This is a genomic window from Blautia sp. BCRC 81119 (genome assembly GCF_003184505.1).
GTDB lineage: Bacteria > Bacillota > Clostridia > Lachnospirales > Lachnospiraceae > Blautia_A > Blautia_A fusiformis.
The window spans coordinates 93831-120727 of the sequence record NZ_QJHD01000007.1; the positions used below are offsets into that span (position 1 = coordinate 93831).

27 protein-coding genes and 1 riboswitch are annotated in these 26897 nt (G+C 43.4%); of the genes, 4 read left to right on the forward strand and 23 right to left on the reverse strand.

Features of this window, described 5'->3' with window-relative positions:
- Nucleotides 1-3: 3 nt before the first annotated feature.
- From DMI82_RS06100 to DMI82_RS06135, 8 genes are all read right to left on the reverse strand, one after another.
- Nucleotides 4-1290 carry an NAD(P)/FAD-dependent oxidoreductase gene (locus tag DMI82_RS06100; RefSeq protein ID WP_059086922.1) on the reverse strand — a complete coding sequence of 429 codons (1287 nt, stop codon included), beginning with the start codon at nucleotides 1288-1290 and terminating at the stop codon, nucleotides 4-6.
- A gap of 7 nt (nucleotides 1291-1297) precedes the next feature.
- Entirely contained in the window at nucleotides 1298-2755 is a 1458-nt protein-coding gene (locus DMI82_RS06105; RefSeq protein WP_110102818.1) for an NAD(P)/FAD-dependent oxidoreductase, read from the reverse strand.
- 465 nt (nucleotides 2756-3220) lie between these two features.
- The gene (locus tag DMI82_RS06110) at nucleotides 3221-3937 is read right to left on the reverse strand and encodes an MgtC/SapB family protein (protein ID WP_022426944.1); all 717 of its coding nucleotides are present in this window, start codon (nucleotides 3935-3937) and stop codon (nucleotides 3221-3223) included.
- Between the two features lie 288 nt (nucleotides 3938-4225).
- On the reverse strand, nucleotides 4226-5548 hold the full coding sequence (locus DMI82_RS06115; RefSeq protein ID WP_110102820.1) for an ABC transporter substrate-binding protein: 1323 nt from the start codon (nucleotides 5546-5548) through the stop codon (nucleotides 4226-4228).
- Between the two features lie 89 nt (nucleotides 5549-5637).
- Nucleotides 5638-6456: a carbohydrate ABC transporter permease gene (locus DMI82_RS06120; RefSeq protein WP_021651865.1), complete on the reverse strand. Its 819-nt coding sequence runs from the start codon at nucleotides 6454-6456 to the stop codon at nucleotides 5638-5640.
- A complete protein-coding gene (locus DMI82_RS06125) occupies nucleotides 6456-7322 on the reverse strand; it encodes a carbohydrate ABC transporter permease (protein WP_022426943.1) in 867 nt (288 codons plus the stop codon). The genes DMI82_RS06120 and DMI82_RS06125 overlap by 1 nt, the downstream gene beginning before the upstream one ends.
- Nucleotides 7323-7993: 671 nt before the next feature.
- Entirely contained in the window at nucleotides 7994-8458 is a 465-nt protein-coding gene (locus DMI82_RS06130) for a DUF1700 domain-containing protein (RefSeq protein ID WP_022426942.1), read from the reverse strand.
- A gap of 282 nt (nucleotides 8459-8740) precedes the next feature.
- Nucleotides 8741-9976: a galactokinase gene (locus DMI82_RS06135; RefSeq protein ID WP_431833222.1), complete on the reverse strand. Its 1236-nt coding sequence runs from the start codon at nucleotides 9974-9976 to the stop codon at nucleotides 8741-8743.
- 345 nt (nucleotides 9977-10321) lie between these two features.
- Between DMI82_RS06135 and DMI82_RS06145 the strand changes: the two genes are divergently transcribed.
- Nucleotides 10322-11212, forward strand: coding sequence for an AraC family transcriptional regulator (locus DMI82_RS06145; protein ID WP_110102822.1), 891 nt, complete (start codon nucleotides 10322-10324; stop codon nucleotides 11210-11212).
- A 74-nt stretch (nucleotides 11213-11286) separates the two neighbouring features.
- Here DMI82_RS06145 and xylB read toward each other — a convergent pair whose 3' ends face one another.
- From xylB to DMI82_RS06170, 5 genes are all read right to left on the reverse strand, one after another.
- On the reverse strand, nucleotides 11287-12747 hold the full coding sequence (xylB, locus tag DMI82_RS06150; RefSeq protein ID WP_059086154.1) for a xylulokinase: 1461 nt from the start codon (nucleotides 12745-12747) through the stop codon (nucleotides 11287-11289).
- Between the two features lie 198 nt (nucleotides 12748-12945).
- Nucleotides 12946-14430: an L-fucose/L-arabinose isomerase family protein gene (locus DMI82_RS06155; RefSeq protein WP_110102823.1), complete on the reverse strand. Its 1485-nt coding sequence runs from the start codon at nucleotides 14428-14430 to the stop codon at nucleotides 12946-12948.
- Between the two features lie 83 nt (nucleotides 14431-14513).
- Nucleotides 14514-15131, reverse strand: coding sequence for a DUF4867 family protein (locus DMI82_RS06160; RefSeq protein ID WP_110102824.1), 618 nt, complete (start codon nucleotides 15129-15131; stop codon nucleotides 14514-14516).
- Between the two features lie 112 nt (nucleotides 15132-15243).
- Nucleotides 15244-16095, reverse strand: a complete 852-nt coding sequence (locus DMI82_RS06165) for an AraC family transcriptional regulator (RefSeq protein WP_015527463.1) — start codon at nucleotides 16093-16095, stop codon at nucleotides 15244-15246.
- Nucleotides 16079-17053 carry a bile acid:sodium symporter family protein gene (locus tag DMI82_RS06170; protein WP_110102825.1) on the reverse strand — a complete coding sequence of 325 codons (975 nt, stop codon included), beginning with the start codon at nucleotides 17051-17053 and terminating at the stop codon, nucleotides 16079-16081. The genes DMI82_RS06165 and DMI82_RS06170 overlap by 17 nt, the downstream gene beginning before the upstream one ends.
- Before the next feature lie 207 nt (nucleotides 17054-17260).
- Between DMI82_RS06170 and DMI82_RS06175 the strand changes: the two genes are divergently transcribed.
- Nucleotides 17261-18202, forward strand: a complete 942-nt coding sequence (locus DMI82_RS06175) for a glycosyltransferase family 2 protein (RefSeq protein ID WP_015527465.1) — start codon at nucleotides 17261-17263, stop codon at nucleotides 18200-18202.
- A 4-nt stretch (nucleotides 18203-18206) separates the two neighbouring features.
- Here the strand turns inward: DMI82_RS06175 and DMI82_RS06180 are convergent, their stop codons facing one another.
- Complete coding sequence (locus DMI82_RS06180) at nucleotides 18207-18770, reverse strand: prolyl-tRNA synthetase associated domain-containing protein (protein WP_110102826.1); 564 nt, start codon at nucleotides 18768-18770, stop codon at nucleotides 18207-18209.
- A gap of 179 nt (nucleotides 18771-18949) precedes the next feature.
- A riboswitch (Fluoride riboswitch) is annotated at nucleotides 18950-19022 on the forward strand.
- Nucleotides 19023-19083: 61 nt separating this feature from the next.
- On the opposite strand from DMI82_RS06180, the gene DMI82_RS06185 reads away from it, so the two are divergent.
- Nucleotides 19084-20313: a chloride channel protein gene (locus DMI82_RS06185; RefSeq protein ID WP_178016050.1), complete on the forward strand. Its 1230-nt coding sequence runs from the start codon at nucleotides 19084-19086 to the stop codon at nucleotides 20311-20313.
- 99 nt (nucleotides 20314-20412) lie between these two features.
- On the opposite strand, the gene DMI82_RS06190 is transcribed toward DMI82_RS06185, so the two are convergent.
- From DMI82_RS06190 to DMI82_RS06230, 9 genes are all read right to left on the reverse strand, one after another.
- Complete coding sequence (locus DMI82_RS06190; protein ID WP_110102827.1) at nucleotides 20413-20973, reverse strand: hypothetical protein; 561 nt, start codon at nucleotides 20971-20973, stop codon at nucleotides 20413-20415.
- A 62-nt stretch (nucleotides 20974-21035) separates the two neighbouring features.
- Nucleotides 21036-21413 carry a hypothetical protein gene (locus tag DMI82_RS06195; protein WP_146207139.1) on the reverse strand — a complete coding sequence of 126 codons (378 nt, stop codon included), beginning with the start codon at nucleotides 21411-21413 and terminating at the stop codon, nucleotides 21036-21038.
- Between the two features lie 57 nt (nucleotides 21414-21470).
- Nucleotides 21471-21824, reverse strand: a complete 354-nt coding sequence (locus DMI82_RS19635) for a hypothetical protein (protein WP_129976250.1) — start codon at nucleotides 21822-21824, stop codon at nucleotides 21471-21473.
- A 762-nt stretch (nucleotides 21825-22586) separates the two neighbouring features.
- Nucleotides 22587-23180: a hypothetical protein gene (locus DMI82_RS06205; RefSeq protein ID WP_110102830.1), complete on the reverse strand. Its 594-nt coding sequence runs from the start codon at nucleotides 23178-23180 to the stop codon at nucleotides 22587-22589.
- 29 nt (nucleotides 23181-23209) lie between these two features.
- Entirely contained in the window at nucleotides 23210-23536 is a 327-nt protein-coding gene (locus tag DMI82_RS06210; RefSeq protein ID WP_146207140.1) for a hypothetical protein, read from the reverse strand.
- Nucleotides 23537-23680: 144 nt separating this feature from the next.
- A complete protein-coding gene (locus DMI82_RS06215) occupies nucleotides 23681-24145 on the reverse strand; it encodes a hypothetical protein (RefSeq protein ID WP_146207141.1) in 465 nt (154 codons plus the stop codon).
- Between the two features lie 142 nt (nucleotides 24146-24287).
- Complete coding sequence (locus tag DMI82_RS06220; RefSeq protein WP_110102833.1) at nucleotides 24288-24941, reverse strand: hypothetical protein; 654 nt, start codon at nucleotides 24939-24941, stop codon at nucleotides 24288-24290.
- Between the two features lie 34 nt (nucleotides 24942-24975).
- A complete protein-coding gene (locus DMI82_RS06225; protein WP_110102834.1) occupies nucleotides 24976-25536 on the reverse strand; it encodes a hypothetical protein in 561 nt (186 codons plus the stop codon).
- A gap of 108 nt (nucleotides 25537-25644) precedes the next feature.
- A complete protein-coding gene (locus DMI82_RS06230) occupies nucleotides 25645-26634 on the reverse strand; it encodes an RHS repeat-associated core domain-containing protein (protein WP_110102835.1) in 990 nt (329 codons plus the stop codon).
- Between DMI82_RS06230 and DMI82_RS06235 the strand changes: the two genes are divergently transcribed.
- A complete protein-coding gene (locus DMI82_RS06235) occupies nucleotides 26633-26827 on the forward strand; it encodes a helix-turn-helix domain-containing protein (RefSeq protein ID WP_110102836.1) in 195 nt (64 codons plus the stop codon). The two genes, DMI82_RS06230 and DMI82_RS06235, sit on opposite strands and share 2 nt — an antisense overlap.
- Nucleotides 26828-26897 lie beyond the last annotated feature (70 nt).

The following is a 26897-nucleotide window of genomic DNA, read 5'->3' on the forward strand; positions in this document are numbered from 1 at the left end:
TCATCACTCCTCCACCTGGATCACAAGTTCATGTTTATCCTGTTTCTGTTTTCCTTCCAGAATGGAAAGAAGCTGCTCTTTTTTCAATTTGATCTGTTCCATCTCTCCGGGTGCTGCCACCTGTTTTTTTCTGGAAAAGATCCGTTCTCCATCCAGATATGCACGGATGTAACAATTTTTATATACATTTCCCACACGGAAGCGGACCAGCTGCTCCTCCGCCATATGACCGGTACGGATCTCAGACGGCACTGTATAGCGGACTCCGTTTTGGGGCGAAAGTGTGATCTTCATCTCTTCCGGTATTTTATCCTCTCCATTGTTGTTTATATAAAGAGCCGCATTTCTTCCTGCATTGCCGGCTTCCTCCGAAACAAAATCCACCAGATCGTGAACATGAAGAACATTTCCGCAGGCAAAAATACCTTCTACATTTGTCTCCAGACTTTCGTTTACCACCGGTCCGGAAGTCACATTGCTCAGCTTCACACCTGCCTGTCCGGAAAGCTCATTCTCTGGGATCAGACCAACAGAAAGAAGAAGCGTATCGCATTCAAAAAATTCCTCTGTACCGGGAATCGGGCGTCTGTTTTCGTCTACCTCTGCAAGAGTGATTCCTTCCACACGTTCTTTTCCTTTTATGTCAACCACTGTATGGCTAAGCTTCAACGGGATTCCAAAGTCATCCAGGCACTGCACGATATTTCGCTTCAGGCCTCCGGAATATGGCATCAATTCTGCCACTGCCTTAACCTCTGCACCTTCCAGCGTCATACGTCTAGCCATGATCAGTCCGATATCACCGGATCCCAGGATCACTACTTTTTTTCCCGGCATAAATCCTTCCATGTTTACAAGGCGCTGTGCTGTTCCTGCTGAATAAATGCCTGCCGGTCGATATCCCGGAATGTTCAGTGCACCTCGCGGTCTCTCTCTGCAGCCCATGGCAAGGATCACAGCTTTTGCCCGGATCTGATACATTCCCTCCTGGCGGCTCATGGCAGTGATCACCTTATCCTGGCTGATATCCATGACCATGGTGTTCAGCCGGTACTCGATCTGCTGCTCTTTTACCATCCGGATAAAACGTGCCGCATATTCCGGTCCTGTCAGCTCCTCCTGAAATGTATGAAGGCCAAATCCATTATGGATACACTGATTCAGGATCCCGCCCAGTTCCTTATCACGTTCCAGGATCAGGATACTCTCTGCTCCCTCTTTCTTTGCAGCCAGGGCTGCTGCCAGTCCTGCAGGGCCTCCGCCTATGATCACGATATCTCTCTTCACCATAATCTTATCATTCATGGTTCTCGCCCTCCTCTGCAATTTTCTTGTTGATTCCTTCGATCAGTCTGGAAGCTCCGCCTGTTTTTGTGATCTCCTCCATGGAAATGCCAAGCTCTCGGCTGAGGATTTCCATTGTTCTGGGAGAGCAGAAGCCTGACTGACATCTTCCCATTCCTGCTCTTGTACGACGTTTTACTCCGTCCAGGGATTTCGCTCCAAGCGGTCTTCGGATCGCATCCAGGATCTCTCCCTCAGAGATCATCTCACATCTGCAGATGATATTTCCATATTCCGGTGATCTTTTGATCAGCTCATTTCTTTCTTCCAGAGAAAGCTCTGACGGATCCAGGATCCCTTTTCTCACCGGATCAAAATCCGGATTTACTTCCGGATGTAATTTTTCTTTTACGATGTCAGCAACCATACAGCCAATGGCCGGTGAGCTGGTAAGTCCCGGGGATGCGATTCCTGCACAATCGATAAATCCAGGAGCATCCTCCACCTCTTCGATCACAAAATCCATACCGTCCTCGATAGCTCGAAGCCCTGCAAAGCTTGTGATCACCTTTCGCATCGGAATATCCTTTACTGTTTTCCGGGATTTGGCACTTACTTCCTCCATCCCCTCTGATGTAGTCGCTGTTTCCTCCCGATCCTCCAAATCCGTAGCTGTAGGCCCGATCAGAAGATTACCGTGAACAGTCTGTGTTACCAGAACTCCTTTTCCGTTCTTATTTGGAAGTGCAAAGATCGTATGATTCACATGTATTCCTGCACTTTTATCAAGAAGCATATACTCACCCTTACGAGGAGTGATATGCAGTTTTTTCTCACTTACCATATTATGAAAAACATCCGCATAGATCCCGGCAGCATTGACGATACAGCCTGTCTCAAGATCACCCTTTGAGGTTTCCACAACAAAACCTTTTTCCTGTTTCCGGATGTTCTTTACTTCTGTGTCAAATTTAAATTCCACACCATTGTTATATGCATTCTCTGCCATTGCAATGTTCAGCTCAAAGGGACAGACAATTCCGGCTGTCGGTGCATACAGCGCTGCCAGCACCTGATCAGACAGATTCGGCTCCATGGCAAGTGCCTCTTCTCTGTCAAGGATCCTCAGTCCCTCTACTCCGTTTTTCAGTCCTCTTTCACGCAGCTTATGCAGCATGGCGATTCCATTCTCAGTTGTACAGACAGTCAGTGAACCAGTCTGTTTAAAAGGAAAATCCAGTTCCTTCGAAAGCTGTCCCATCATATTGCTGCCCTTCACATTCAGTTCCGCCATAAGGCTTCCCGGTTCTGCATCATAACCGGAATGAGCGATTCCGCTGTTTGCCTTGGAAGTTCCACAGCATACATCCTCTTCTCGCTCCAGAACGCAGATTTTCAGCCGATATCTTGAAAGCTCTCTCGCCGCTGCCGCTCCGGAAACTCCTGCTCCGATAATGATCACATCATACATAGATCTGTTTCTCCTTTCCTGTTTGCGGATCTTCTGAACTGTCCCCGGCTTTCTCTGCGCCGGAAACAGCAGAATATCCGTTGCAACACAAGCATTGCCGTCCGCAGGTATATATTCTGCGAGGAGTACTGCTTACGAACAGCAATCTTTCAAGTGAATATGCCATTATTTTTATGCCGTAACCCTTTGTAACCCTTGTAATCCTTTTGAAACATTAACATTTGCGCATAAAAATAGCCGGCATAAAAACACACTTATCCATGTGTCTTCATGCCGGTCTCTGTTCTCAATGGCATTCTCTGTATTCAGCAAGCTGAATCAGATTCCTTCTTCACTTTGTATTCATTGTATCAGACTATTCTTCATATTTCAAGTGCATTTTTCGTAAAATACATCGTTTTTTCTTTAACATGCTCTTAACTTTCTCAAAAACATGATAAGTTTCATTGTATTCCCGATTCCCGATCATATTTCCTCCACAGAAATAACTCCTTCCTGCTGTCTTACCTCACGAAATACAGTATGGCGTGCTTTCCATTTGGCAGCCTCCATTGTTGCCTGGATCACCACACTCTGTGTTTTGGATCTCTTTTTGATGATAACTACGTTGGAGATCATGATGTCCTCTTCCCGGAGCTTCTTTATGACCATACTCATCTTGTCTTCATTTTCAAACTCCATATATACGTCATAGGTATTGGAATGCTCTTCCACATAAACCTCTATATATTTCGCATATTTGAACACCAGAATAAGCCCCAGCGTGGTAAAGATCGCACCGCTGTAAAAGCCGATTCCCACAGCAAGTCCGATACACGCAGAAGTCCAAAGACTGGCTGCTGTCGTAAGACCGGATACATGTCTCTGTCCGGTCACAATGATAGTTCCCACTCCAAGAAAACCAATCCCGCTGACAACCTGTGCGCCAAGTCGTGCAGTATCTCCGATTCCTGCCCCATTAGAATATACATGGATAAAATCGCCCGTCATCATAACCAGAGTTGCCCCCATACAGACGATCATATGTGTTTTTACACCTGCCACACGCTTCTTCATTCCACGATCAATACCGATCAGACATCCAAGAAACATCGCAAGAATCAGCCGAAACAGCGTCGATCCCATATTTAAAGTGTGCAAATAATCCGATATTGCATTACATGCTCCGAGAATTCCGCCCATAAATTTGCTCCTTTCCTGTTGTAACATTATTTTCTGCCGGTGATAACGCCAATCGCGCATCACTTCATTTTGCCTTGCACGAACGCCGCAGGCCACACTCACTCCATTCGAAAGCTGTCTAGTCAGCCGGACTCACTCCGTCCGTCTCACTACGCAGTTTTTCATATGATCCTATACCCCGGATATACATGATCTGTAGTCTCACAGCATGTAAAACAGCAGGGATACCGGCGCCCGGCGGCGGTATCCCTATCTGTTGCTCTATCTACTGATCAGAGGGCATTCTGATTATTTAATAGACTCGTTATAGTTCTCGATCGCTTTGTTTACAGAAGCTGCAAGCTGATCAACAGCGTCCTGAGTTGTAAGCTTGCCATCATATACCTGCGGCATGATCTCGTTGAATGTAAGACGGGCTTCTGTCTGTACACCTGAGAGAACACCTGCTGTATTGCAGTTTACAGGAGAATCCTTCAGCTGGTTGATAGCTGTCTCGAAGTTCGGGTTTTCTTTGAGGTAAGCCTTCATATCCTCTGTCTCATAAGCTTTCTCGTTGATCGCAAAGTATCCTGTACCCATGGACCATTTAGCCTGTACATCAGGAGTTGTGATGTACTCGATGAATTTCCATGCTGCATCTTCGTTAGCTTCGTTGCCTGTATCTGTAAGCCACAGGGATCCACCACCGATGATAACACCGCCTTCATCATTCTGCTCGATTCTCGGAAGATATCCTGTACCAACTTCGAACGGAGAAGAATCAACTGCATTTTTCAGGATAGCAGTAGACTCGATGATCATACCAACCTGTCCGGAGAAGAATGCTGTCTGAGTATCTGCTGTTGTTGTTCCGTAATCTTCGAAGCATCCGGAATCATACAGCTTTTTCCACATATCAAATACTTTTAGGCCACCGCCGTTGGAATCAAAATCAACAGCTGTAACTGCCTCTGTACGTCCATTGTCATTGTTTCCGTATGTTACGCCAAGTCCTGCAAGCTGCTGCTCAAAGAACCATCCGTAAATAGCCTGTGAATAACCAACCGGAGCTGCTCCGCTCTCTACGATCTTCTTGGCATCCTCAAGAACCTCATCATAAGTTGTCGGCGGAGTTTCAGGATCAAGTCCTGCTGCCTCAAATACGTCTTTGTTGTAATACAGCATAGGTGTGGATACGTTAAATGGCATTGAATACTGCTTGCCGTCTACGGTATAGTAACTGCTGATAACCCCCATAACAGAGCTCTTATCATAGCCTGTGCTTTCAAATTTGTCTTCTACAGGAATGACAGCACCACTGTCATACATGAACTTTGTTCCTACGTCATACATCTGGCAAACATCCGGAAGACCGGAGTCACTCTGCATAGCAGCTTTCAGTTTTGTGATGGTATCATCATAGGTTCCCTGATACTCAGCTTTAACCTCGATCTCATCCTGGGATGCGTTGAAATCATCCACGATCTGCTGAAGCACCTCACCGTTTGTGCCGCCCATTGCATGCCAGAATGTAAGTGTTGTTTTCTCAGCTGCACTTACTGAGCACGGAGCTGCCAGAGATGCAGCCATGATTCCTCCTAAAAGAATCGCCATCCATTTTTTGTTGTTCATATAGAAACCCTCCTTTTATAATGGTCCGACCCGCCCCAATACAGGTCGGACAAATTAACATTTTTGCTACTTGCTCTTATGTGATTGGATCAACCCTTAACAGCACCTGCTGTCAGACCACTGATCATCTGCTTCTGACCAATGATAAATACAAGGATCGACGGAATCAGGATAACCATAGCACCAGCCATAACCGGTCGGAAGTCTGTTGCCTCAGCCCCCTGAAGCATACCAAGACCGATCTGAACCGTTCTCATATTTACACTGTCTGTTACAAGCAGTGGCCACAGATAGTAGTTCCAGCTCTGAAGGAATACATAGATGATCAGAGCACCCAGTGATGGTTTGATAAGCGGAACACCGATGGTATATAAGAACTTGAAATTTGTACATCCGTCAATCTCTGCCGCCTCATGGATCTCCTTCGGCAGTGTCAGGAATGCCTGACGCATGTTGAATACCGCAAAAGCTGCTGCTGCATTAGGAAGGATCAGCGCTGCGTATGTATTACGGATACCCCAGTCAGCAATAGTCAGGTAGTTTGCGATGATGATCGCCTGGCTCGGGATCATCATGGTTGCCAGCATAATATAGAACAGGACCTTTTTGCCTTTGAACTCCATCATTGCAAAAGCATATGCTGCAAGAGCACCTGTAACGACCTGAGCAAATGTGATAACACCGGATACGATCAGTGAGTTCTTAATGAAGGTAAAGAACGGTGCAAGCTGAAATGCTCTTGTGTAGTTCTCGATAGTCAGATGGGACGGCCAGAACTTTCCGCCGTAGATCTCCTTCAGATCCATCATACTAACATTGAAACAGTAGATAACAGGAACAATAATAATAATTGCAAAAATAATATTCAGCGCATACATCGCCACTTTTACATATGGTTTTTCTTTCATCAGTAGGTCACCTTCTTTTCCAGTCTAAACTGCAGTGCAGTCAGGATGATCAAAATAACAAACAGAATTACGGATTCTGAACAGGCCACACCGAAACGGCTGTTGATAAATGCCTCCTGGTAAATCTCATACACGATAACGTTGGTACTCTCTGCCGGTCCGCCCTGGGTCATCATCTTGAACTCTGCGTATGCCTGTACGGAGTTGATGACATTGATGATGAGAAGGAAGAACAGTGTCGGAGAGATTGACGGAATCGTTACATGACGGTGCTTCTGGAAGAAATTCGCTCCATCCAGGGCAACGCTCTCATAAAGCTCAGCCGGTACACTCTGGATCGCTGCAGTAAGGTAAATGAAATTCATACCGATCGCCATCCATACACTAACGATCGTAACTGCGATCAGTGCATATTTCTTATCTGTCAGCCATCCGATATGAGTTCCGAGAGCCCTGTTCAGGATACCCAGAGAGCTGTGGAAAATAAACATGAACACTACAGATGCCGCTGCTGCGGAAATAGCCATCGGAAGTGCATATACAGTACGGAAAAATCCCTTTGCCCTGATCTTCTCTGTACTGATGATCGCCAGTATAAAACCGAGCACAATAGAAAGGATAACTCGCATAACAGAAAATTTCAGTGTTGTCACCAAACTGTTAAGGAACGTTCCATCTGTAAAAATATTCGTATAGTTGTCAAGTCCTACATACTGTGCCACCTGACCAAGAGGTGTGGTTCTGGCAAAGCTCAGCTGGATCGTCTTAACGAACGGCCAGAATACAAACAGTATAAAAAGGATCATTACAGGAACCAGATAGAGATAAGGCTCCACTGTCCTGAAAAAAGATTTTTTACTTTTCATTGTATATCACCTGCTTTTCATAAATTTACGTACTACCGATCAGCTGCATCATCACGATATCTCTGTCCTCCTGACAGTGCTGATCATGTTGCTCATTACACATTCTGCTGAAAAACATTTCCGTTATATCTTCCAGCAATTACCCCAATACATTAAGCAAAACTCTCATTTACGTTCTGCTGTCAAAAATGCCCTCTCACTACCCTCCTTTGTATTTGCGCATTTGTTATCTTTACCAACTTTTTACCAAATGATAACATATTCCTTGCATATAATCAACAGTTATTTCCCTATTTTTCAATATTTCTTTATTTGTTTTAGACAATTATTATTTGATAATAATTATTTTTTTATCTATTTTATACAATTTATCGTACCCCAATAAGGCAATCCATTCTGATCACCTTCCATAAAAAACAGATAAAAAAATCGGCAGAAAATAACACATCCTTCGATGTATATCTTCTGCCGTTCTCTCTTCTCAATGGCATCATCTGTTTTTATACAAAACAGACACAATCTCAACTTGTTAACCCAGATTATACAGTAAAATCCACTATAAATCAAGACCAAACACATATTTTTTATGCAAATCTTATAAATACTTTTTTCACAAGCAATCCATTTCATTACGCGGAAATTGTCTTTAATTCACAGCTATTGTGGAACACTTATACTTTTTTCTTCCTGTACCAGGATATTAAATACAAAACTATACCAAAAATTATCAAAAATGGAGCAACTGCCACCAAAACAGTTGTTAAAAGTATCACAATTAACGCTGCAATAGCGATCACGATTGCCTTTCCATACCATGTGCTCAGATCCAGTTTAAAGCTTCTTGCCTTTCCGGCACTGCTCTCCGTCCCATTATCCGCATAATCATCTGCACCATAGCTCTCTTCAGAATAACCAGACTCATCATAAACAGCTGCACTGTCATCTGTATCGATCAAAGTCTTGGCGATCAGCCTGGGATCCCCCAGTTCTGCCAGAACATCTGATTCACTTCGACCGTTCCGGACCTGAGACTGAATGTAATCCTCATAATACCGCACATGAGCCGCAGCTCTCCCCTGGGTCATCTGTCCGGACAGCTGCCCCCGTAAAACCTCAAGAAACTCTCTTCTGCTCATAAATATGTCAAACCTTTCTTATGAAATATAATGAAAAAACAAAACTCAAAACAACTCCAGAAACCTCACCTTGAAAACTTCTGCAAATTCTTTTTTATTACTCTCTTAAAATTTTTCTCATTATACCATAACCCATAAATTTAAATCAGAAACAAATCATAAAATTTTGATTAAAAAATAAAAAATCATAGTACAGCGCAAAGGGCGGTTCATTTCCGGATGCCGCCAAAGCCGCATTCGGAAACGAATCGCCCTCCATGACGTTCGTTATGCCATCAAAAATCACTCAACATGAACAGCCCCTGTACTCCTGATATTCATCGGATAGACATTTTCCCTTCCAACATACTGAGCCATATAGTCCACATACGCATCTGCGTTCTCGATCGGAAGCACGCACATGATAACTCCTGCAAAACCACCACCATGAACTCTGCAGATACCAGCACCGATCTTATTCAGAAACAGCTTGGTAAGCGCCAGACTCAACGTGATCTTCTGCTCCTTGCAATTCTGCAGAGAATAACAGTTCTGCAGCCACTCCCAGGAAGAATTACCGGACTCCTCAAGAAGACGCAGGAATCCCTCACCGTCTTTATTCTCAACAGCCTTCACAGCATCTGCAACACGTCTGTTCTCTTCATAAAAATGCATCGCACGAAGAACAGCACGGTCATTCGGAATATCCTTCACATGTGCCAGAAGATTCTCCATATTGGACTCACAGAGAAGCTCTACGCCCATAGCCTTCGCAGCCTCACGCATCTCCATAGGAATAGAGGAATATTCCTCACTGAGATCTGCATGGCCCTTACCGGTATTTACGATCACAAGTCTGCAGCCCATATCCTCAAAGGAAAATGCGATCTTCTCACAGCTGATATTCTCTTTATCAGAGAAATCCAGAAGGATCGGGCCGCCGGCAGCACAAGCCATCTGGTCCATCAGACCGGAAGCCTTTTTCCAGTAAACATTCTCAGCATACTGACCTGCTCTCGCATACTCGCCATACTCCAGCTTACCTTCATTAAAGAAATAATTGGTGATCGCACATACAAGCATCTCAAAGGAAGCAGAAGAGCTTACACCTGCAGCGGCAATAACCTTGGTGGAAACATAAGCGTCAAATCCACCGGTAGCATAGCCTTTTTTCTGCATATACTCCATAATACCTGCAACAAGAGCATCTGTACCTTTTGTATAGGTTTCTGTGCTGAGCTTGTCAAGATCAACAACTACTTCCTGTTTGTAACCCTCACTGATCATATGGATCACATTGGTTCCGTTTGGATAAGCAGCACCGATGGTATCCAGATCGATACTTGCCGCAATGATCTGACCGCCGTTATGATCAACATGGTTGCCAATGATCTCCGTACGGCCCGGAGCAGTAAAAAACTCTGCCTTGTCATGATGATATTTCTTCTCGAAATTCACAGCAAGATTGGTATAACGGGCGCTACTCTCCTCTGTCTCTCCATAGATTTTTTTCAGCACTTCTGCTGCCGGAATTTTAATTGTTCCCATTTTTTCTTCCTCCTGTTATATAGTTTACACCCCAGATCCGGAAGAACCTGAAAAAATCTTCCGCTCTGTCACGCTTCATGGTTACTGTTCACTCCGTTCTCAGCAACACACTTCGCAATGCGCAGAATATCACCAGTGAATAGTAACGCTTCATGTACTTTTATTATAACAGTCCCGTCTTTTCTGTCCATAACAATTTTGTGTAAAAACCGTATTATTTTGTGGTGATCCCGGAATATCCCTTTGCATTTTCTGCCTTTTCTGATAAAATAAATTCCACTATGAAAAGCAGATATACACTTCAGGATCCGCGCACAGAAGGAAGGAGGTAACACCTTGCAGATCATCACAGATCCCGCCGGAAAAGAACTGAAAAAACACGGAGACAGCTCCTTCCCATTCCTGGTAAGCTACGAGCGGCTTTCCGGCTATGAGACCGGTTCCTTTCTGTGGCACTGGCATCCGGAGATCGAGCTTACCTATATCGAAAAGGGCGAAATGCTCTACAAGATCAATCAGAATACCTTTCACCTGAAAGAGGGACAGGCAATCTTTGGCAATGCCAATGCCCTTCATGCCGGATATATGTATCAGGATCAGGACTGTCAGTATATCCCCATAACCTTTGACCCCAAACTGATCTACGGATTTTCGGGAAGCCTTCTTTTTCAGAAATATACAGAACCGATCCTCCGAAGCTTTTCCCTGTCCGCTGTACCGCTTGATCTATCCTGTAAATGGCATTCCGAGGCCATAAAAGATATCCGTGACATCATCGACCTGGACAGTATCCGGGAACCCATGTATGAATTTGAGATCATCGCCAGACTGCAGCACTTCTGGAAGATCTTGTATGAAAATACGATCTCCCGGACAACTCTTCCATCCGGTCAGGATGAAGAAAACTACCGCCGCATCCGTCAGATCATGTCCTATATCGCAGAACACTACTCTGAAAAGATTCTCCTGAATGATGTTGCAGACCTGATCCACTTAAGTCCCAGCGAATGCAGCCGGCTTTTCAAAAAATGCATGAATATCACACTCTTCGGATACATCCAGGAATACCGCATTGAACGCAGCCTGGAATATCTGGAAAATCCTTCCTGTTCTATCACAGAATCAGGACTGCTGTCCGGTTTTTCGGACTCTAATTATTACACAAAGGTCTTTACGAAAATCAAGGGCTGTACACCAAGACAGTACAGAAAAAATCAGGAGCTGTGACATGCTCCTGATCTTTAACCGTTCAGTGCTCCATACCTATGAAGCAGAACAATATTTATCCGTGAAAATGGCTGTTATCTGAACAACTCTTTCATTGCCGGATACAGTTTGCGGAATTTCCGGTATTTTTCTTCATATTTTGCAACCAGCTCCGGTTCCGGTTCTACCGTATCTACTACCCTGACCAGCTTATTACAGATCGTTTCTACATCCGGGTATTCGCCGCAGCCTACTGCTGCCAGCATTGCACCGCCCATGGACGGGCCTTCCTCATTCTCCGGCACATCCACCTTCAGGTTCATCACATTTGCAATGATCTTTTTCCAGAGAGGGCTCTTAGCTCCGCCGCCGCAGATCTTGGTGCGCTCAATATGGATCCCGAGGCTTCTTGCAACCTCAAGGGAATCTCGAAGTCCGAAAGCAACTCCCTCCAGAACAGCCTGTGTCATATCTGCTCTCGTGGTATCCATGGACATTCCGAAAAATACGCCTCTTGCATCCGGGTTGTTATGCGGAGATCTCTCTCCCATCAGATATGGAAGGAAGAATACCTGATTCTCGCCAAGCTTTTGGATCGGTGCCTGCTCTGCCACAAAATCCTTTGTCTTAAGGATCTCCTCTGACCACCATTTGTTGCAGGAAGCAGCGCTTAACATGCATCCCATCAGATGATAGCTTCCATCTGCATGGTCAAAGGAATGCAGTGCATTGTTTTCATCCACTCCGAAATCTTTGCTGGAAATAAAGATCGTACCGGATGTTCCAAGGGAAATGTTGCACTGGCCATCGCCAACCGTTCCTGTTCCGACAGCTGCCGCAGCATTGTCGCCTGCACCTGCTACAACCTTCACATCTTCTGAGAAGCCAAGCTCTTTTGCAACTTCCGCTTTCAGGTTTCCGACTACCTGCCAGCTCTCGTACAGCTTCGGAAGCTGTTCCTCTGTGATATGGCAGATCTCAAGCATTTCCTTTGACCAACAGCGGTTCTTCACATCCAGAAGAAGCATACCGGAAGCATCGGATACATCTGTGCAGAAGGATCCGCTTAAGCGATAGGCAAGATAATCCTTCGGAAGCATGATCTTTACCACTTTTTTAAAATTCTCAGGCTCATGCTTCTGCATCCAGAGTATCTTTGGTGCAGTGAAGCCTGCAAATGCAATGTTTGCGGTATACTGAGAAAGTTTTTCCTTTCCGATAACCGTATTAAGATATTCCGTCTCCTCACCGGTACGGCCGTCATTCCAGAGAATCGCCGGACGGATCACATTGTCATCTTTATCCAGAGTTACAAGACCGTGCATCTGACCGCCAAAACCGATTCCTGCTACTTCTTTGCGGTCAATCCCTTCTGTGAGCTCTTTGATCCCTTCCATGCTCTGGGCGAACCAGTCCTCCGGATTCTGCTCAGACCAGCCCGGATGGGGGAAGAACAGCGGATATTCTTTTGATACGATGTTGCAGATCTTTCCGGATCCTTCCATAAGAAGAAGCTTTACAGCGGAAGTTCCAAGATCAACGCCAATATAATACATAGTAATTTTTCCTCCTGTAAATACAGAAACCGCAGCTCTCAGTTCGCAGCGCCTGCACGCCTGAGAGCCCGCGGTTTCTGAATCGTATTTAACCAAATCAAGAAAGTCCCCTGCGGGGTTACGAAAAGCAATAAGCAGCGAGTGGAGACTTGCTTGTATCAGGCAGCACGTACGGATGATCTTACCTGCCTGTTTTAATTATCTCCAAGGATTCTCTGTCGGATATCTCACGCCTGCCGGCTGATTGTAACCGATCTCTTCAACCGGTACACCAATGTATTTGAACACCTCGAAGAGAGCTTTTCCGTGATGTCCGAATGCTACAGCACCGTGATGCGGGAATCCTCCCTCGATCAGCACGTGACGGTAGAAACGTCCCATCTCCGGAATTGCAAATACACCGATAGCACCGAAGGAACGTGTTGCAACCGGAAGAACCTCGCCGTGTGCGATATATGCACGAAGCTTGTTGTCCGCTGTACTCTGCAGACGATAGAAGGTGATATCTCCAGGCTTGATATCTCCCTCAAGAGTTCCGTTTGTAACCTCGATTGGAAGGGATCTTGCCATGATCATCTGATATTTCATCTCACAGAAGGACAGCTTGCTGGATGCTGTGTTTCCACAATGGAATCCCATAAAGGTATCCTGAAGTGTATAGTTGAATTTTCCTTCGATAGATTCTTTGTACATATCCTTCGGAACGGAGTTATTGATATCAAGAAGTGTAACGATATCATCACTTACTACCTGTCCGATAAACTCACTTAATGTACCATAGATATCAACCTCACAGGATACCGGAATGCCCTGTGCTGTCAGACGACTGTTTACATAACATGGAACAAATCCAAACTGTGTCTGGAATGCAGGCCAGCATTTTCCTGTCAGTGTTACATATTTACGATATCCTTTGTGATCTCTTACCCAATCCTTCAGAGTCAGCTCGTACTGTGCAAGCTTCGGAAGGATCTCAGGTTTCTTGTTTCCCGCACCAAGCTCTTCTTCCATCTCTTTTACGATCGCCGGGATCCTTTCATCACCTTCATGCTTGTTGAATGCCTCGAAAAGATCCAGCTCTGAGTTCTCCTCGATCTCAACGCCAAGGTTGTAAAGCTGTTTGATCGGTGCATTGCAGGCAAGGAAGTTTGTAGGACGCGGTCCGAAGCTGATGATCTTCAGGTTGCTCAATCCCTCGATCGCTCTTGCGATAGGAAGGAATTCATGGATCATATCCGCGCAGTCCTCTGCATCACCTACCGGATACTCCGGAATATAGGCTTTTACATTACGAAGCTGCAGGTTGTAGCTTGCATTCAGCATACCGCAGTAAGCATCTCCACGTCCCTGGCAGAGATTATCCTGTGTTTCCTCAGCTGCTGCGATAAACATCTTCGGTCCCTCGAAATGCTTTGCAAGAAGGGTCTCAGAAATCTCCGGTCCGAAGTTTCCAAGATATACACAGAGTGCGTTACAGCCTGCTTTTTTGATATCCTCCAGAGCCTGGACCATATGGATCTCACTCTCTACGATACAGACCGGACATTCGTAGATATCCTTTGCATCGTATTTCTTTGTGTAAGCTTCTACAAGAGCTTTTCTCCTGTTTACGGAAAGGCTTTCCGGAAAACAATCTCTGCTGACTGCAACGATTCCGATCTTAACTTCTGGCATGTTGTTCATAATCTTCATTCTCCTTTTTATATCCGGCAGATTTTCCACCGGTGATATTATTGTTCGTTTGTAACTATTCACTTCACCCAAAATCAGTCAAGTGTGATATTTTCACCCTTCAATCCATTGAATGCGCCTTCGATCTTCGCATCCTCATGAGCGATAAGCCATTTATTTCTGGCTGTCATCAGACCGTCCTCTCCGTCCTCTGACATCGGAAAATCAATCTCTGTGTTGGTTCCTCTTGGAAGAACAACTACACACTGAAATCCACTCTCATTCACATGACACGGTGCATAGTGGAGCGTTGTGGCATAAACCTCGATCCCGGTTCCTGCCGGTACCAGAAATGCCTCCACCTTTGAGGTATCGTATGTAAGATCCTCTTCTATATCCTGCTGATGTCCGATAAGCAGTACAAGATCTGTCACTGCTACATTGATCTCGGAATTCCGATGATATTCCAGGGCATTCAGCTTTTTATTGTGACCATTGCAATATCCGATCTGGACAGGTAATCCACCAAACGCTCTGTTTTTCAGCTCTTTTTCCACATCGAGAGCTTCCAGCTCCTCTGCTGACGGAACATATACCACATCCTCCGGAACCGGTGTATGCTTCATCTCCTTCAGAAGCGGACCGAAATTGTATCCCTCCAGAACCTTTCCGTATCTGCGGAAAGCCGGATCTGTTACTTTCTGAATTTTCACGATTTAACCCTCCTTACAAAATTACTGTTTCACAGCTTCTCTGTATCTTCGTTTTGAACTGAAAAAAGCATACCACATCATGGTATGCTTTTCGCCGCTTTTCTTGACTCATTCATAGCACTTTTTTGACATTTTTATGATTCTGACGCTCCACTCTTCCCGGCAGGATCCCGTAACGCTTTACAAATTCCCTGGAAAAAGCCCTGCTGCTTGCAAACCCGTTGTCAAGTGCGATAGAGCTGATGGTATGATCTGTATGCAAAAGCTCCTTATAGGCGTATGCCATGCGGATATCCTGTAAATATGTCTTAAAATTGACCTTCGCATATTTCCGGAACATTCTTGACAGATATGCATCGGAATATCCGAACATGGCTGCAAGTCCGGAAAGCCTGAGATCCTCCTTGTAATGCTCCCGCATATAAGTGGTTATTTTTGACAAAGCATCCAATCTGCGGCTGATCTTCAGCGCATTCTCCTCCACCTCTGTTTCCCTGTATGCAGAAACCATAAGATAAAGGACTTCATAGAACACTGCCCTGATACGGAATTCGTACCCCGTTTCCCCGGATACGTACACCCGATACATCTCCCGGATCAGAGAAACCATCCGCCTGTCTGTTTCCTCAGACTCTTCGTTTCTGCTCCGAAAACGGATAAATCTCTGAGCGGTAAAATAATCCGAAAACTGCTTCAGCGGGATCTGCAGTACGATGGTCTCATTACGTACTGGCGCCTGAATAGAATGTACTTCATTGGAATTAATGATCAGAAACTCCCCTGCCTTCAGAGGATACTCTTTCTCATCGATATAGAAATAAAGGCTCCCCTCCATCACCGCAAAGATCTCGATCGAAGTATGCCAGTGTTTTTCCCTTACATAATTTCCGTTTCTTCCTTCAAAAAGAAAAAGCTTAAAAGGAAATCCTTCATTGGGAATGATCAATTCATGCTGAAACTCCATGCTCCTTCTCCCTTTCCTGCTGTCCGGTCTGGATCCGGCGCATCATACTTCCGTAAAAAGCCGCCAGGATCTGCTGAAATAACGTTCCGATCATAACCGGAAATAATGTTTCCGCCGGAAAATACGCTCCCGCGATCACCGCACCGGCGCTGATGTTCCGCATTCCGGAACCATAGATCATGGAAACCGTTGCCGCTTTATTCTGCCTTGTAAGAATGGCAATGATCCAGCCAATGGCATATCCCCCTGCTGCCAGGACCAGGATCGCTGCTGCTACCTCCAGCCGTTCTCCATTAAGATGCTTCATATAAGGAGAAACCTTGGAGGAGTTAGAGGTTACCACAAAGATCAGGCACATTTTTGAAAAAGGCGCCAGCTTTTTCGGCCAGGTCTCCATAACCTTTCCATGGCTGACTTCATTAAGGCACATGGCAAGGACTGCCGGCAGAGCGATCATGAAAACCAGCTCCTTCATCATTCCCACAGTATCCATTTTTACGCTGGAGCCCACCAGGAGCTTCAATACTGCCGGGATCAGAAAGGGAGCCAGGATCGTATCGATCACAACCAGCGAAAGTGACAGTGGACTGTTTCCATTATAAATGGATACCCACATCAGACTGATCACCGCTGCAGGTACGGAAAATTCCAGCACCATTCCTGTGATATAATTCATATTGCCCGGGAACAGAAGATGTCCCAGACCGCAGGCGGCCACCGGTCCCAGCACATGAAGGATCAGCAGCATCAGGATCAGCGGAAGCGGCCGCTTAAACACATCTGCTACATCACGGAACCTGGATTTCAGCGCACCGATAAAGGTCATAAATGCAAAAGCATACGTCACATAGGGCACGCCATGCTTTGCAATATCCGGAAACAGTACCCCCGTAAGCAGACAGGCCGGCGTCACAAAAGCCATCCATTTCTCCATAAAGCTGTTAAATTTTTCCAGCATATCACACCTCTTGTTTATCTTTTTTTCTGTCTTTTTTACAGTTTATCACAAAAAAACAGCGGTGCAAGAAAAAAATCCCCTGTTTTATAGCCGATTCCGGACAAATATGATATGATAGTACCCATCCAAAAGCAACCTGAAACCAGGGCGGACTACAGATATCCGCCAAAATGATCATTTTTTATGATCTGGAAAACGAGGCCAAAAATGATTTCTTTAATTATACCATGCTTCAATGAGGAAGAATCCCTTCCGCTTTTTTACCCGGAAGCCACTTCTGTCCTCAGGCAAATGAACTGTGATTATGAACTGATCTTTGTGAATGACGGTTCCAGAGACAGAACCCTTGAGATTTTAAAAGAGCTTTCCGAAAAGGATCCTCATGTGATCTATCTTTCTTTTTCCAGAAACTTCGGAAAGGAAGCTGCCATGTATGCAGGCTTCTGCAATGCCGGCGGCGATTATGTAGCAGTAATGGACGCTGATCTTCAGGATCCGCCGTCCCTTCTCCCGGAAATGCTGGAGAAGCTGGAATCCGGAGAATATGACAGCGTTGCCACCAGACGTGTCAGCCGTGACGGAGAGCCACCTATCCGGAGCTTTTTTGCCCGGAAATTTTATCAGCTGATCAATAAGATCTCGGATGCAGATATTGTGGACGGCGCCAGAGACTTCCGTCTGATGAAGCGCAGTATGGTGGATGCCATCGTCTCCATGAGTGAGTACAACCGCTTCTCCAAGGGAATCTTCGGCTGGATCGGTTTCCGCACCTGCTGGCTCCCCTACAAAAATATCGAACGCGTAGCCGGTGAGACCAAATGGAACTTCTGGAAGCTGTTTAAATACGCCGTCAGCGGCATCATCAATTTTTCTCAGGTACCGCTGACCATCGCCTCCTGGTTCGGAACGACCATGACCGGTTTTTCCTTTCTGGTCCTGGTAGCCATCATCGTCCGAAAGCTGATCTTCGATGATCCGGTCCCAGGCTGGGCTTCCACCATCTGTGTCATCATCTTCATCGGCGGCCTGCAGCTTTTCTGCCTGGGTATCATGGGACAATACATAGCCAAAACCTATATGGAGGTCAAGCAGCGCCCCCATTACATCATAGCAGAGTCCAACAAAAAGGACTTTACACCCATACGTTGATTTTCTATTCTGTCGGCAGCTCGACCACCTGATATTCGTGGCCCAGCGCCGGCAGGATTTTTTCTTTTACATCACTGGTCTTCATCAACAGAGTGGAAGTATTGATACACGGATGGCATCCGAAATATTCTTCATCCAGGACTTCTTTATCGATCACCAGGTGTACCTTCTTTTCTTTATCAAAGATCAGTCCCATCAGACTTAAGGACCCCGGGGTAATGTTCAGATATTCCTCCATCTGCTCTCCGTCTGCAAAGGAAAGTCTGGCTGTTCCGATCTGTTTGGACAGAAATTTTGTTTTAAACGGCTTCTCTCCCGGCATCAGCAGCAGATAGAAATCCGTTTTCTGTCGGTTGCAGAGAAAAAGATTTTTGCATATCTGCGCCCCCAGAAGCTGATCCACTGCCTCGCAGGCCTCCATGGTCATCAGTGCTTCATGATCTGCTCTTTTATATTCAATCCCAAAACTATCCAGAAAATCGTACACTGCGATTTCCTTCTCCAGACGGCCCTCGGTGTTCTCCGGTCTTCCTGTATAGACTGTTTTGTCAATTCTTGGTTCTTCCATGATGTCTCCTCCGTTATTTTTACATTCTCATATGTGCAGGTCTTAGTCGCAGCATATTACGCTTTACTGCTTCAACCGTAACCTGCCGATTTGTTTAATCATAGCACACCTGTAACAAATAAGATACTCCGGATTTCCGTCTGACTATTGACGATATCAGCCTCGGATGCTATACTCTCAGGCAGAAAGGGAATGAAGTTCTCCCCCGATTTTTATCGAAACCGCCAATGAGCTGATGACTTCTGTGCAATGCACGGGGTTACCAGCTTTTTTTGATGGATTTTTAAGATCCGGGAGATTGAAAGGAGTTACTATGACAAAAGAAACTATCCAAAAAGAACATCAGATCCTGCAGCTGAAATATGCTGTCCTTGCAGTGGTCGTGGGAATCTGCGTCGGGATCGTAGATACTATCTTCGGCCGGGGCCTGCTGGCGATCTCTGCTTTTCGCACTGCACACTGGCGCTGCCTGCTGCCCTTCCTGCCTCTGGCCGGACTTCTTATTGTATGGATGTATCATCATTTCAGCACCTTAAGCTTAAAGGGCATGTCCCTGATCTTCGAAACCGGGCAGAAAAAAAGAGACCAGATTCCTCTGGCCCTTGTCCCTCTGGTAATGCTCGGCACCTGGATCACTCATCTCTTCGGAGGAAGTGCCGGCCGTGAAGGTGTTGCCGTGCAGATCGGTGCTACACTCTCCCACGAGGCCGGACGCAGGCTGCATATCCGGGAAAATAAGCCTGTCATGCTGATCACCGGTATGGCTGCCGGTTTTGGCGGTCTGTTCCAGACGCCACTGGCCGCTGTATTTTTTGCCATGGAGGTGATCGTTGCCGGATATCTTGAGTACGATGCGCTGCTGCCGGCACTTATTGCCGCATATACAGCCTCCTTCACCTCTCATTTCCTGGGACTGGAAAAATTTGCTGTGGATATCCAGGACACCTGGACTGTGACCAATCTCCGAAGCATGATCTCTCTCATTGCTCTCGGACTTGCCTTTGGTCTTGCCGGACGATGCTTTTCCGTACTTCTTCAGGAAGCAAAGAAATTATTCGGGGAAAAAATTTCAAATCCGCTGATCCGCATCGGTGTCATGGCCATTCCACTGGCAGCTCTGCTGTTTGTGAGCTATGGCGGACGCTACACAGGTCTTGGAACCAATCTCATCTCCGCTTCCTTTGCCGGAGAAACGATCTACGGATATGACTGGATTCTGAAGCTTCTGTTTACTGTATTTACACTTGCCATCGGTTTTCAAGGCGGCGAAGTGACACCACTGTTCTCCATCGGCGCTTCCCTTGGAGTCGTCCTAGGTTCCATCCTCGGGATCCCTCCCATTATCTGCGGGGCACTTGGCTACGCCGCAGTATTCGGCAGCGCCACCAATACCCTCATCGCCCCGATCCTTATCGGCCTGGAAGTCTTCGGCAACCGAAATACCCTTCCCCTCATCCTGGTATGCATCCTCGCTTATCTGATCAACGGAAATCACTCCATTTATGGAGCACAGCAGAAGGCGCTTTGCAGGTTTGAGGAGTAGATATGTACATATTTTTTATTCGGTCATGACTGACTCGGTTGTGGCCGAGTGAACTACCCAGCACCTAAGGATATCAGATTCGCCATATGATTCCTTTCTTCAGCTATTAATGGATTCTATCTCCGAATCATCATATATTTTCTTTAACTCTTTTCTCATTTCCTTATTGATACTTATATATTTTGAATCATTATCAGCCCATTTTACTTTCAGGATATCGTGTTTGCGTATATATAATACAGGCAGCCGGCTTCTGTGCTTATCCATAAAGATTCCCTGGCTTTCATAAAAAATTTCCTGCAGATAATCATTCATTTCATCTACCTGGATTACAAATGTAAAACGAATATCCTTCTTTTTTTCTTCTCTGCTCATCTCATTGATCCAGAACTCTGCAAATTTATCATTTAACAACAAAACATCATTTCTATCCATATCTGTAATATCTATAAGCGCCCAGATATTCACCTGATTATTTCTATTTTTCTTGAAAAAACTTACTTTTCCTTTTTCGTCCAGTTCATATTCTGACTTTTTTTGGTACTGGTTATGTAAAAGCCCTTTTTCAAATACAACGTTTCGTTCTTCGACCTCTTCTGGAAAAGTTATTTTGATATCTATTAACTTCTCATATTTGTAACAAATAAAACTGAATGGCATCCAGATTTCTTTTTTATTCTCTATATACCTGTAGCTTCTTGCATGAATCCTAGCACTATGCTTCAAAATTGAACATACCCCGCTGTCATTAAAATATACAGTGGTAATAACGCTTTTTCAATCGCATCATTCCCACTGCTATTCGTCCAACATTTCCAACAGGAATATACTGCTGCAAAAAAAACATCTGTCAAAAGCAACATTTGAAACAGAAAACACCCTCTGATTCCGGAAAGCCATTTTCGATTTTTTCTCATCATCCCATAAACATATAGAGGATTTTCATCTACACTTTCCGAAGAAATATCCTGATCCGGTGTTTCGCCACATCTGAATACCCATCCAGTCAATGCCAAATATCCCCAAAAGGCTACTCCAAATGTGAATCTATCATCTTCAAAAATCCAACGATATGACAAAAATAAAATACAAAATAACAAAATTTTTCCAAGTATATTATTTTTTCTTTTTCGGTTTATTATGATCCCCCCTAGTCATCAGGCCTGTACAACATCCGATATTCCCAGACAATCCAACAGATCTTTTTTCATTTTCTCATATTGTTTTTTACATCTCGAATATCTATATAACGGAAGGATTTCCAAGCGATTATAATAACGGTTATATACCGCTCCAAGACGGTATCGTCTTTTATACATCATTATCCCTGAATTATTCCGTACAATGCTCTTCAGAACACGATTATCATCTTCTACTTCCAGCACAAAGGAAAAATATATTTCCTTTTTTTCCTCTTTCGTTGTAATATACTGTTTCCAAAATTCTACAAAAGCTTTATTTAATTTTCCGATATCCGCTTCCTGAAACAAATCTGTTTTTACATATGCCAAAATATGTATCTCATCTGTTTTGTCATATCTGTAGAAAAAAGTTTTTCCATTTCGAGGAGCTTTATACGTATTTATATATTGATAAATTCCAAAATCTTTTTCCATTACATCAGAATGTATCTGTAAATCCCTGTAACACACCGGATTTTCATAATACATATTGATATTCTGGCACAGAAAACTGAATGGCGCCCAATTTCCTTCTTTATCTGTTGGGTATTTATAATTCTTTTTATAAAATTTCACATAAAATATCCACATGCATGATCTTGCCATGATCATAAAAGCCAGCGAGATATTCAGAAGGATTTCTATCACTGTACTATTTATACCTGGATTTACATACTGCATCCCCAGATATGTAAAATACACTCCCAGCCACAGAATCATTATTTTTCGCAAAAACAAAAAACTTTTTAACTTTCCGTTTTTCCTGATAGGAAGAGCATATTTCGATTCCTTTTTGTCATTTAACATACCGTGTACATAAAATGGATTCTGACAGTTATAACTATCCGGCACATTATAAGGGGTTTTCCATCTTGACGGTATAATAACCGTAGGAATAAATAGAATATTTGAGATCATCAGGCTTACCAGAACCGCCAAAATTTCCATTACACCGACCGGCGCCAAATAGAAATAAAAAGATTTCAGTAATCCTCCAAATACCAGGGCATATACGCATAAATAAATTGATTTGCTCAACATGTCGATCATTTCTCTGTATAATTGCCTCTTTCTTTTCTAATACATATTCTTTTAATCAAGTGATATCTTCTCTCCATTTACAGAAATCCAGTAATCTTTCGGTTTGTGTTCCATGTATCCATAACATATCTTTTCATTTTTGTTATTTTCTGCTTCCAGAAATTTTGTTCCCACAGAATCCTTCACATCGGCTATTACATAATTATCATCATTCGGTACTACCAGTACATACCATTCCCCATTAATTTCTATCGTTGACATATCGATATTTATCTTTACATCTTGATACTCTCTGCCTGTACCATAAAATATAGAATCCGGCAATTTCCATTTCCCAGAACTTTCCGGAAAAATCTTCCCCTCTACTGTTCCTTCGTTATCCATGATAACATATGTAGAATTTTCTCCCTGCAGAATACGGATGATCTCAGCATTATCACCATATGCTTCCACGGCTTTCTCCACAGAACTGAAACTTCGGTGAGTATACACTGTATCGCAAACAAAGAGTCCGATTCCTAATATAACAATTGGTGCGACAACCTTAACTGGTGTCTTTTTTGATTTTCTTTTATAAGAAATAGCGATCACCAGATTAATAATAATTACCAGATATACAATTGGTTCTATCACTTTGATCAACATACCTTTTTCACATCACCTTTGCATACAGTCTACAGATCTATATCACGTCTTCCGATCACCCGCTTCAGTTCTTCTCTCATTTCTCTGTAAATATTTTTATATCTGGACTTACGGTCCGTACATTTTATTTTTATGATGTCATGTTTTTTCTCATACAAAACAGCCATACGACTTCGATGTTTATACATTCGTGTTCCTGATCCATCATAAAAAATCCTGCTTATAGCATCATTGATTCTCTCAGTCTGGATCACAAAGGTAAAACGTACATCTTTCTTTTTTTCTTCTCTGGTCAGCTCATTACACCAGAAAATCTCAAATGCATCATTCAGAAGCTGGATATGCATTTTCTCCATATCTGCTATATCAATGATCGCCCATAAGTTTACCTGTTGATTTTTTCTTTTCTGATAAAAACAGATTTGGTCATTCTCTTTTAATATATAATTTGCTTTTTTAGCATATCCACTTTTAAAAAGACATTCTTCAAACACCAGAGGCTAATTTTTCTCCGTTTCTTCTGTTGGATCAGGCAGTATCCTTCCTGCCAGTCCCTGCATTTCATATCCGATAAAGCTGAATGGCATCCAGATACCTTTTTTATTTCTCGGATAGCAGAAACTTTTCTTATAAATATGGATATAATATGCCTCCACTACACCAAGACTCATTATTATTCCCCAGTAAATCCAGAAAAATTCCAGTCTGATTTCCTGATATCTTCTATGTATTATATGATCAGAAATGAACCCTGCTGTCATCAGAAGAACATAACTCAAAAGCAAAATCTGTACTACAAAATATCCATTTATCCCAGAAAGCCATTTCCTCTTCTTCATCATTTTTCGTACATACAGAGGATTCCTGTCATCATATAAATTTGCAAAAGGAAACCTTTCATTTCTTGCCCAAATTCTATCTGCCGATAATACAGCTTCTCCCATTGCCGCCAATACTAATGCCATTCTGATCTCCGGCATGATCTGGTAGCAAGCTGGTGTCAGAAGTAATGTTATTAGAAAAAAACGTTTTGTTTTTTCACTCAAGCGATATCTTCTCCCCATTTATAGAAATCCAATAATCTTTTGTTTTATGATATCTATTATTTTAATGACTACTTATTATTTTCCATCCAGTTCTGACCCAATCCTTCAAAAACCCGATTGGAACCATCTTCTGTCCATTTGCAGAAACCCAGTAGTCCTCTGGGTATTTTTTCAGATATCCATAGTAAACGTTTTCGCTTCCTTTTGCTTCGGAAAATTCTGTTCCTTCCGAATCGTATACATTCGTTATGGGAGATTTTATTCCCGGATATGGTGACACCACAACATACCATTCCCCATCAACTGCTACGGTAGATACGTCGACTATAATCCTGTCTCCTGTAAAACGCTTTGTGTCCTGAAACTCTGAATCTTCCGGAAGTTTCCAGCCGCTTTCTGTTTTTTCAAAAATCTGTGAGTCCATCACATCTCCATCATCCATAATAACCAATGCTGAAGTTTTTCCTCGCAATGTCGCCACGACATCTGACCGATCATCATAGGCTGTTACTGCTTCCTCAAGTGTATGGAAACTTTGTTCAGCCTCTTTGTTATTTTCGGACATCATAAATATGATGACCACAGACAAAACCGGAACCAGTATAAATATGGATATTTTTCGTGGGATTCTTTTCCTGGAATCCACAACTGCCACTATCATGAGCAACAGCAATAAGATTCCCCACGACCACCAGTTAGACAGTGAAATATTCATTTTTATGTTCTCCTTTTCCTACAATCTTGACGCTTCACAGATTGATCGCTACTTTATCTCCATCTACAGAAATCCAGTAATCATCTGGTTTCGTTTTCAGATATCCATAATATACCGTTATATTCTCATATTCCGTTTTTAAAAATTCTGTTCCAGCCGAATCGTGAACCTCATCTATAGAATTCTCCCCCATAAGATAATGTGGGAGTATTACAATATACCATGCTCCATGTATTTCTATTGATCTCATATCAATATTGGCATCTTCTGAAGGATAGCTCATACTTTTTCTGAAAAATGCTGAATCCGGCAATTTCCATTTCTTTCCATTTTTTGGAAAAATTCTTCCTTCAATAGATCCATCTTCATCCATGATAACATATGTAGATTTCTCATCCTGCAAGGTTGCTATTGGCTTCGCCTTAACATCATATGCCCGAATCGCTTTATCCAGCGAGGTAAAATTTCGCTGCACAAATACTGCCTGAAACATGATAAATAACAAACCAACCAGAAAAATTGGTCTGATGATAAAAAGCGGTACCTTTTTAGCTTTTTTCTTGCATACGAGAGCAACTGCCAATGCAATAAACATTAATATTGTTATAACTCTTTCGAAAATGCTCAATATCAGATTCGCCATATGATTCCTTTCTCAAAAGGCTACTATAATCCAATTGAATAGTAGCCTTTTTGCTAATTATTAAGCCATAAATTTTACAAAGGCAGGCATTGCCACCATTAATTCAGGTATAAGTAAGCACCCTAATGCCGCTGCCAGAACCATCCATGAAATTTCTACTGATATTTCAGTTGTTGTTTCACTTTTATCGGATGTAACTGTATAATCTGTTGCCACTATAAGAGACCCTTTATTGTTAAGACCCACACTACCTCCTATAGTTTTCTTTTTTCCTATACTTAAACTTTGGGTTAATGTCCCCTGACTAATAGAAGTGCCTGAGTGTACAACACCTACATCCATAGAATAACCCCATTCAAAACTCTTACCATTAACATGATTTGCATATACCGTTACCATTTCTGAGTTGTGAGAAGTATTACGCGTCGATATGGTCTGAGTAACTTTAACCACTCCATCTACTAAAACTTCATCTACTTTACTGGTCTGATAACTTTCTGTTCCAACAAATGTTGCAACATTTTCCCTTACAAAATTATATACCTTAGCAACCGCTTTCTTCGTTTTTTTCCATGTAGATTTTAAAAAATGCACTATCTTTTTAAAGAAAGTTCCCTCTGGATCTCTATTAGATACCGGATTATTTCCACAATAGCTGAATACATTGCACATTGTGCTGTTAAATCCGGAAATATACGAATCCGCACTGATAAATCTCCGTATCTCCGGATCATAATACCGGTTCTTCAGATAGTACATTCCGGTTTCTTCATCGTAGTAGTAGCCTCTGTAGCGGAACGGGTTTGTTTTTCCGATGGTGCCGGCTTTGCTGCCGGTGATGCTCAGGATTTTTCCCCAGCTGTTATACTTGTATTCTACTACAGTCTCTCCGGTGTCGTCAATCAGTGCAATGACATCATTCTGGAGATTTCTTACGTAAAAATAGTCTTTTCCTGACACTCGCATTGAAACGGGATTTGCTGCAGAATCATAGTAATACCAGATTCGGCGTCCCTCACCTTTTTCTGTTACCAGAAGATCTCCTGCCATGCAGTATTTAACATTTGAACAGCGTGTTAATATCGAGAAAGGTCTTACCGAGAACAAAAGCTTCTCAGAAATTGGAAGAATTACCGGTAAAGATCCCTTAACAGTATCTAAGAAAGTGCGCCTTCATGCACGTATCAAAAAGCGTCCGGATTCGGGTTATACCAATCAAAAGAGATTGCAGATGGATGAATAAGCAGAATTAGAACGGCAGTACAAGATATTAAAACGGATACGAAGTGGACAACCAAGCATTAAGATCAAAT